This window comes from Caballeronia sp. ATUFL_M2_KS44, assembly GCF_023630965.1.
In the GTDB taxonomy this organism is placed as follows: domain Bacteria; phylum Pseudomonadota; class Gammaproteobacteria; order Burkholderiales; family Burkholderiaceae; genus Caballeronia; species Caballeronia concitans.
In genome coordinates, this window is sequence record NZ_JALQEA010000076.1 from 1 (window position 1) to 275 (window position 275).

Consider the following 275-nt stretch of genomic DNA (forward strand, 5'->3'; position numbering starts at 1 on the left):
TCCCAGCGCCCTATCGCACGCGAGCCCTAGAAGCCGTACAAGCCGCGCTCACGGTCATGGCGACGCGGTCCCACTTGGTCGACGCTACGACCGCACGTGCAGCCCAAAAGCACGTCCATGAGCGTTTTGCTGCGCTAGGCCTTAAGGGTAAAGATTCTGGCCACGCCCTGCGCCGTGCCTTTTGTCGCGACAACTACGAGTACTACCTGCGCGAGGGCCACGAAGTCAAAGAAGCGCTCGCGCTGTGCTCACGTGATCTTGGCCACGGTGAGGGG

At 62.5% G+C, this 275-nt stretch carries 1 protein-coding gene; it reads left to right on the forward strand.

Annotated features, from left to right (window positions below):
• Positions 1-74 precede the first annotated feature (74 nt).
• A partial coding sequence (locus NCR39_RS29245; RefSeq protein WP_250456284.1) for a hypothetical protein occupies positions 75-275 on the forward strand: 201 nt, incomplete at its 3' end.